The 1,305-nt window shown below is 76.1% G+C and carries 1 protein-coding gene; it reads left to right on the top strand.

Annotated elements, in window-relative coordinates:
• Window positions 1-1,305, top strand: a 1,305-nt coding sequence (locus tag N869_RS15130; RefSeq protein WP_198026109.1) for a 3'-5' exonuclease, incomplete at both ends; no start/stop codon positions are given.

The raw sequence follows: 1,305 nt of genomic DNA on the forward strand, positions 1-1,305 counted from the left end.
CGTGCCGTGGCCGGCTTCGTCCGCGAGCACCGGGACCGTGCGCAGACCGCGGGCGACCCCGTGCCCACCGCGGCGGTGCTGTGCCGGCGCCGGTCCCAGTTCCCCGTCCTGCAGGCCGCGCTGCTCGGTGCCGGGCTGCCCGTCGAGGTCGTGGGCCTGGGTGGGCTGCTCAGCACCCCCGAGGTCGTCGACCTGGTCGCCGCCCTGCAGTGCGCCCACGACCCCTCACGCGGGGACGCGCTCATGCGTCTGCTGACCGGGCCACGGGTCCGGCTCGGGCTGGCGGACCTGCACGCGCTCTCCGACCGTGCCACCGAGCTCGCCGGTCCGCGCCCGGTGCGCGACCCGCGCGACCCGGGCGGGCCTGCACCGGACGTCGTGGACGAGCGCAGCATCGTCGATGCCCTCGACGACCTGCCCGACCCCACGTGGGTGAGCCCCCGGGGCCGGTCCCTCAGCGACCTCGGGCACCGTCGCCTGGTGGGGCTCGCGGGCGTCCTGCGTGCGTTGCGGGAGCAGACGTTCCTTCCGGTGGTGGACCTCGTGGCCGAGGCGGAGCGCCTGCTCGACCTGGACATCGAGGTCGCGGCCCGCCCGGGGACCCACCACGCGGGCGCGCGCGCCAACCTGGACGCGTTCCGCTCGGTGGCGGCGTCGTTCGGTGACAGCGACGAGCACGGCACGCTCGGTGCGTTCCTCGCCTGGCTGGACGCCGCCCAGCGGGAGGAGCGGGGCCTGGAGGCCCCCGTCGCCGAGATCGACCCCGAGGCCGTGCAGCTCCTCACCGTCCACGCCGCCAAGGGCCTGGAGTGGGACGTCGTGGCGGTCCCGGGCCTGGTCGACAAGACGTTCCCGGGCGCCCCGCGCACCACGGGTTGGATCAAGGACCGTGGGGCCCTGCCCACGTCCCTGCGTGGTGATCGTGACAGCCTGCCGGACGTGGACGTGGCCCCCGGGTTGGAGGTCGCCGAGCTCGCCGAACGGTTCGAGGCGTACACCGCGGCGCACGCCGTCCACCACCACGACGAGGAACGACGCCTGGCGTACGTGGCGCTGACCAGGGCCCGCACGCACCTGATGCTGAGCGGGTCGTGGTGGCGCGAGGGGTCCCGCCCGACGGAGCCGTCGGTGTTCCTGACCGAGCTCACCGACGGCGCCGGTGAGGGCGCCCCCGTCGTCACGCTGGTTACCGCCGCCCCCGATCCGCGGGAACCGGACGAGCACGGCCGGCCGGGGCGCGCCACCAAACCCGAGCCGCCCGCCGTGGAGCCGCCCACGTGGCCACCTGACGACCTGGGCCGCCCC

Source organism: Cellulomonas bogoriensis 69B4 = DSM 16987, from assembly GCF_000767165.1.
In the GTDB taxonomy this organism is placed as follows: Bacteria; Actinomycetota; Actinomycetes; order Actinomycetales; family Cellulomonadaceae; genus Actinotalea; species Actinotalea bogoriensis.